The following is a 6,503-nucleotide window of genomic DNA, read 5'->3' on the forward strand; positions in this document are numbered from 1 at the left end:
TGATATTTGAATCTTTATTTAAAAAATGCGCTGTGAAATCGCAGCGCGTTAAGGCCTTAACGTCTAATACATGTCTAAAATAGACCACTCACTTTTTTCAGCGCACGAGCATGCTCTAGATGACAACTTCGGAGACTGCCCCGAGTGCGGCAAGCCCCTTCATATAAAGAACAGTAAATCAGGCCCTTTCATTGGGTGTACGGGCTACCCTGAATGTAATTTCAGTAAGCCGCTTCACGATAAACAAACCACTATTCTTAAAACCTTAGATGGTATAGCTTGTCCCGAATGTGATTCTGACCTTGCTATAAAAAAAGGGCGGTTTGGTATGTTTATTGGCTGTACAAATTTTCCTACGTGCCATCACATAGAGCCTATTAAGGAAAAAGAAGACACCTTGGTAGATTGCCCAAAATGTAAGAAAGGGCACCTGATCTCGCGTACTAACAAATACGGTAAACAGTTTTTTGCGTGCAACCATTATCCACAATGTCGATATGTGCTAAATTTCACGCCGGTAAATGAAAGCTGCCCAGACTGCGGTTGGGGAGTATTGATAGATAAAAAGGGACAGTTACAGTGCCCTCAGCCTACTTGTGGCTTTAAAAAGTAACTATACAAAGAACTACACGAAGAACTATACGTAGAGATCAAAACCATGTCTGATACCCAAAATGGGAACGTGAATACGTTTACACCCGTTGAGGCTAATTCGTCTGAAGTAGACCCTGTTGTTGCCGCTTTTGAAGCGGGAAGTTTAATCGTTTATCCAACCGAAGCGGTAATGGGCATTGGATGTGACCCAGACAATGAAGCAGCGGTAAATGCGCTGTTAGAGATAAAACAACGACCGGTAGAAAAGGGCGTTATTTTAATAGCTGCCAATTACAGTCAGCTATTGCCGTATGTCAACGACAACGCCATACGACCACACCGACGCACCGATATTTTCTCTAGCTGGCCTGGCCCTAATACATGGCTATTACCTAAGTCGACATCGGCGCCTGTTTGGTTAACCGGCAAGCATAATAAAATAGCTGTGCGCGTAACTAATCATCCAGTAGTAGTTGAGCTGTGCAATAAGTTAGGGAAGCCACTTGTTTCTACAAGTGCTAACCTAACAGGTCAACCGCCAGCCATCACCACTGAAGAAGCAAAAGCCGTATTCGCTGATTCCGTTTTCTACGTTGACGGTGCAGTAGGTGGTGCAACTAAACCCAGTACCATTCGCGATGGTGACACAGCAGAGGTAATAAGAGCATGACGTCAGCAGAATTAGTGGACGGTAAAAATGCCGCTGAAGTAATAGAACAAGTAAAAAGCTATCTACTAGGACTTCAGGACACAATTTGCCAAACCCTCGAGCTCGCCGACGGGAAAGGTCAGTTTGTCGAGGATAGTTGGCAGCGTGAAGAAGGCGGCGGTGGTCGCTCTCGAGTCTTAAAAAACGGTGCGGTGATTGAGCAAGGCGGCGTTAATTTTTCACACGTGTTTGGCAGCCAAATGCCTGCATCAGCAACGGCAAATCGTCCTGAGCTTGCGGGAAGAAATTTTCAAGCAATGGGCGTGTCACTTGTTATTCACCCACATAACCCGTATGTCCCAACGTCACACGCTAATGTTCGCTTTTTCATTGCGGAAAAAGAAGGTGAAGCACCTATCTGGTGGTTTGGTGGTGGTTTTGACTTAACGCCGTTTTATCCGTTCAAAGATGACGTTGTGCACTGGCATGATACCGCGAAGAAATTATGTAAGCCGTTTGGCGATGATGTTTATCCTAAGTATAAAAAGTGGTGCGACGACTACTTTTACTTAAAGCATCGCAATGAAACTCGCGGAGTGGGCGGTTTATTCTTTGACGACCTGAATGAATGGGGCTTTGAACAGTCATTTGCGTTTATGCAGGCTGTTGGTAATGGCTTCATCGATGCTTACGTTCCTATTGTTGAACGTCGTAAGCAAACCGATTTCGGCGAAAGAGAGCGTGATTTCCAACTTTATCGCCGAGGTCGCTACGTCGAATTCAATTTAGTATTCGACCGGGGTACCCTGTTTGGATTACAAACCGGAGGGCGCACAGAGTCTATTTTAATGTCGATGCCGCCGTTAGCCCGCTGGGAGTATTGCTATACACCCGCACCGGGTAGCGCTGAAGCTAAGTTAACTGACTGGTTAAAGCCTACTGACTGGTGATCAATTAGTTAACTAAGGCTGCGCTTAAATTCTAAAGCGTACCGTCTATAACAGCACTCATCTTCAATGACTAAAAAACGCCGCATTAACATCAATGCGGCGTTTTTTTGATCTGCATCAAGTCCGAATATCATCTTTGTTTCAGTGAGTTATCAAGCTTGCGCTGGATCAATGTTTCTCTTAACCAAGGGCGTAAAGTAGCGCCATCTTAGTTAAACACAAAAGAGACACATCATGCGCAAACACTTTTTATCTGCATCTGCACTTTGTCTTACACTTGCTGCACTTTCACCTCTAGCTAACGCTCATCAACAGGGCGACTGGATTGTTCGTGGCGGTCTTACTACCGTTGCTCCTGACGAATCGACTTCTAACATCGTAGCGGGTGGAACTGATCTTGGCGTGGCCCTTAATATCGATAACGATACTCAGTTAGGTTTAAATGTAGCGTACTTTATTACTGACAATATTAATATTGAGCTGCTTGCCGCAACGCCCTTTAAGCACGACGTTAATTTTTCTGTTGCTGATCCCTTAGGGACGGGGAATCAGCTTGGTGAAGTCACACATCTTCCACCTACGCTTACCGCAAACTACTATTTTAATGATGCCAGCTCTGCATTTCAGCCGTACATTGGTGCAGGTATCAACTATACCTTTATCTTTGATGAAGAGTTTACAGGTGCGAATGAAACAGCTGGCTTAAGCGACCTATCCCTTGATAATTCATTTGGTGTATCAGCTCAGGTCGGTATGGACTATCAAATAGATACCAAGTGGCATGTAAACGCTTCGGTTCGCTTTATTGATATTGATACCGAAGCCACCTTTAAAGTGGGTGATGCTGCTGGAAAGGTAAGTGATATTGAAATAGACCCTTGGGTGTATACCTTATCGGTGGGTTACACATTCTAATTATTAGTTTCACGCCTTACTAACTATGAGGCTTTCACAATTGCACTACTTTATGCGCCATAAAGAGCGTAGACAGTAACAGGGGAGTTGCGCGTTAAAAGGTTAATCCTTTCAACGCGCTTTTTTATTTTGTATTCACCATGTGATTGGCGAGTTGATCAAGTGCGTCTATCAACTTTTGAGCTAAAGCGATATCTTCTACCGTTTTAAACATGGCTTTTCGCATACAATACATCCACTGTGCTTTTAACTCTGGTGTTACTGTGTAGGGAAGGTGGCGTGCACGCAAACGGGGGTGTCCAAATTGCTGCTGATAATCATCAGGACCACCCAGCCATAAACTCAAATATAAAAAGAATACATGACGAATTCTGTCTAATGGCTGAGGGTGAATAGCAAGTAGTTCATTTGCTAATGGGTCGGTCTCCATAATGTCGTAAAACGTATTTGCTAATTCCCGTACTTTCTCCTCTCCACCTATACGTTCATATGGTGTACTCTGCGAAGCACGACTATCGCTTTTCTTCTTTATATTAAATAAGTCTCGTATTCCCATGAAAAAATTCGCTGTATTCGGAAATCCTATTGCACAGAGTTTATCACCAACTATTCATCAAATGTTTGCTGATCAAGTTGGAGAAAAGATTTCTTATGAAAAGATACTTGCGCCAGTAGACGGTTTTGTAGATGCCGCCAACGCGTTTTTAGCTCAGGAAGGCGCTGTAGGTTGTAACGTCACCATGCCTTTTAAGCTTGATGCATTCAACTTAGCAAAGGTAGATGACCAAGCAGCTAAAGATGCACAAGCTGTTAATACCCTAATGAATAGTGACACTGGTGAACTATTAGGGTTCAACACAGACGGTGTTGGGTTAGTAAACGATTTACTAAATAGCGGCGTGGAGATTAAAGATAAGCGCGTGTTGCTTATCGGTGCCGGCGGTGCAGCCCGTGGTGTTATTTCTCCGTTATTAAAAGCGGGTGCTGCTTCACTAATTATTGCGAACAGAACGAAAGCAAAAGCTGAGGAAGTCGCAAGAGCCGCGTCTAACGCTAAAGTGCAGGTCGTGTCCCTAGAAGATATCGCAACGATAGCACCTCATATTATTATCAATTCAACAGCTGCTAGTCTAAGCAACGAGTTGCCGTGTAGTTTAACTGATGGTGTTTTACAACACTGTGAAGTGGTGTACGACATGGTATATAAAAACTCGCCCACGCGGTTTATGAGAGATGCGGCCGAGCTTGGTGTCAAAACGCAAATAGATGGGTTAGGGATGCTGGTTGAGCAAGCGGCAGAAGCTTTCTATATATGGACACAAAAGCGCCCCGATACCTCGGACATTGTGAAACAGGTTAGAGATATTGTTGAGCAAAGTGAGAAGCGAAACTAGTTCGCTTCTTCTAGGTACTCATCTTTTAATACCACATAGTTCACGGCAGACTGTTTTAGAAATGCCATTTCAGCGTCGTTGAGTGGCCTTTTCTTTTGCATGGGGTTTCCTACATAAAGAAATCCGCTCTCTAATCTTTTGTTTGGCGGTACTAATGTACCTGCGCCGATAAACACATCGTCTTCAACAACAACACCATCCATTACAATAGCGCCCATACCGACCAGAATACGATTACCTAATTGGCAGCCATGCAGCATACATTTGTGCCCTACAGTAACGTCGTCACCAATAATAAGTGGAAACCCGTTGGGGTTTTCCTCTGATTTACGGGTAACGTGTAAAACACTGCCATCTTGAATATTAGAACGGGCGCCAATACGAATCTTGTTCACGTCACCGCGCGCAGCAACCAATGGCCAAATACTAGCATCATCTTCTAATACTACATCACCGACAATTCTTGCCGAGTCGTCAATATAGACATTCTTTCCTAAAGTAGGTGAGACACCCTTGAAACTATCAATTGGTTTATGCATTAGAGCAACTCTTGTTTATTACCGTTTTACTGTGATGATTCTTCTATTCCTACACGTGCTTTTATTACTTTATTCTTTTTAGTATCTTCACGTATTGCTTTGCTTCTCTGCAGCATTTCTGGTGTAACATATCCACGTTTATGGTCAAGGTGTATGCACACAGCGGAATAACGTATGCGTTTAGCTTTTAGGCCATAGTTAACTAACCGATCGCCAAATTCACAATCTTGACCACCATATTGCATAGTTTCCTCAAAACCGTTTACGGCCAGAATGTGCTCTTTGTAACATGAAGCGCTATGTCCATTCCAAGTCGGGCGAGCTGGGCTTATCTTATTTAAAAACTCTGCCCAGGCTCCTCTTGCAGTGAGCTTCATCGTTTTATGCGTCTTTTTTAAACCTTTACTAACTAACCAATCCACATTGAATGCTCGCTGACTTACGATATCCTCACGTGTGATTGCTTTACTTACACTCATGGGTAATTTGAAATACCCACCAGAAAGATAGGTATTTTTCTCTGATAGTCTTAGATGTTGCTCTACAAAGTCGTTTCGAGGAATGCAGTCGCCATCTGTGAAAATTAAGTATTCGCCCTCAGAGGCTACAATAGCTTTATTAAGGATACGGCACTTTTGGAAACCATCGTCTTCTTGCCAAACGTGTTTGATAGGTATATCTGTGTCTTGCTTCAGACGTTGGATAAGTGCTTTAGTGTCTTCACGAGAGCCGTCGTCCGCAATAACAATTTCGAAGTTATCTGCGGTTTGTTCGAAGAAACCCCATAGTACTTTCTCTAACCACGCGGGTGAATTATAAGTTGTAAAAATGACGCTCGTTTTCATAATGCGTGATAGACCTCTATATAATGTAGTTAAGCAATATTGATATTACGTATCCAACTCCCCGCTAACAGATGCTTATATACTGACAAAATTGAAAGCAAGTATCGGCAGGTTATTTCCCGTAGTTTATCTAAGTGTGGGGAGTAATGACACTGCCGCTGTTAATCATTATGAATCATATGACTGATTAAAAAGGATTGTGGCATGCGCATGAAATTATTCTTTTTTACTAACTTAAAGCTAATGTGAGGAACCGAACAGATATATATATAACGGTTCGATAAATACATTCTTATAGCTAAATAGATACCAGTGTTTTAGATTTAGAGCTTCAGATTGTTCAAATAAAGCTCATGTTGTGGGTAATTTGAGCGTTCAAAGCTAATATGACACTTTTTTTAAAATAAGTGTTGACGTGAGCGCTCATTTCCCTAAAATGCGCATCCGCTTCGGGGGAAAAGCAAAACAGCAAGCCTCCTGAAGTAAGTCTCTACTACCTTTATAGGCTAGTAAAGACGGGAGTTTAGAAGAAACGCTTCAGAAAATAAATTTTCAAAAAGTGTTGACAACGAAAACTTCCAGCGTATAATGCGCACCTCACTCGAACAGGGTGAGTC

The 6,503-nt window shown here is 42.8% G+C and carries 8 protein-coding genes; 5 read left to right on the plus strand and 3 right to left on the minus strand.

Features of this window, described 5'->3' with window-relative positions:
• The first annotated feature begins 70 nt into the window (after positions 1-70).
• The 4 genes from ACXAGK_RS14640 to ACXAGK_RS14655 all read left to right on the plus strand — a co-directional run bounded on the left by ACXAGK_RS14640 (position 71) and on the right by ACXAGK_RS14655 (position 3,108).
• A complete protein-coding gene (locus tag ACXAGK_RS14640) occupies positions 71-613 on the plus strand; it encodes a DNA topoisomerase family protein (protein ID WP_474856773.1) in 543 nt (180 codons plus the stop codon).
• A 45-nt stretch (positions 614-658) separates the two neighbouring features.
• Positions 659-1,264 (plus strand): L-threonylcarbamoyladenylate synthase type 1 TsaC, encoded by a 606-nt coding sequence (gene tsaC / locus ACXAGK_RS14645; RefSeq protein WP_474856774.1) that lies wholly within the window; start codon positions 659-661, stop codon positions 1,262-1,264.
• Positions 1,261-2,193 (plus strand): oxygen-dependent coproporphyrinogen oxidase, encoded by a 933-nt coding sequence (hemF, locus tag ACXAGK_RS14650; protein WP_474856775.1) that lies wholly within the window; start codon positions 1,261-1,263, stop codon positions 2,191-2,193. Before tsaC ends, hemF begins: the two co-directional genes overlap by 4 nt.
• 234 nt (positions 2,194-2,427) lie before the next feature.
• Complete coding sequence (locus tag ACXAGK_RS14655) at positions 2,428-3,108, plus strand: OmpW family outer membrane protein (RefSeq protein ID WP_474803260.1); 681 nt, start codon at positions 2,428-2,430, stop codon at positions 3,106-3,108.
• Positions 3,109-3,232: 124 nt separating this feature from the next.
• On the opposite strand, the gene ACXAGK_RS14660 is transcribed toward ACXAGK_RS14655, so the two are convergent.
• On the minus strand, positions 3,233-3,664 hold the full coding sequence (locus tag ACXAGK_RS14660) for a group II truncated hemoglobin (RefSeq protein WP_474856776.1): 432 nt from the start codon (positions 3,662-3,664) through the stop codon (positions 3,233-3,235).
• Here ACXAGK_RS14660 and aroE point away from each other — a divergent pair.
• Positions 3,663-4,502 (plus strand): shikimate dehydrogenase, encoded by an 840-nt coding sequence (gene aroE / locus ACXAGK_RS14665; protein ID WP_474856777.1) that lies wholly within the window; start codon positions 3,663-3,665, stop codon positions 4,500-4,502. The genes ACXAGK_RS14660 and aroE overlap by 2 nt on opposite strands.
• On the opposite strand, the gene ACXAGK_RS14670 is transcribed toward aroE, so the two are convergent.
• Positions 4,499-5,041, minus strand: a complete 543-nt coding sequence (locus ACXAGK_RS14670; protein WP_474856778.1) for a gamma carbonic anhydrase family protein — start codon at positions 5,039-5,041, stop codon at positions 4,499-4,501. The two genes, aroE and ACXAGK_RS14670, sit on opposite strands and share 4 nt — an antisense overlap.
• Positions 5,042-5,067: 26 nt before the next feature.
• Positions 5,068-5,886, minus strand: coding sequence for a glycosyltransferase family 2 protein (locus ACXAGK_RS14675; RefSeq protein ID WP_474803248.1), 819 nt, complete (start codon positions 5,884-5,886; stop codon positions 5,068-5,070).
• Positions 5,887-6,503: the final 617 nt, after the last annotated feature.

The sequence above is a fragment of the Alteromonas sp. ABM1_013 genome (assembly GCF_056160505.1).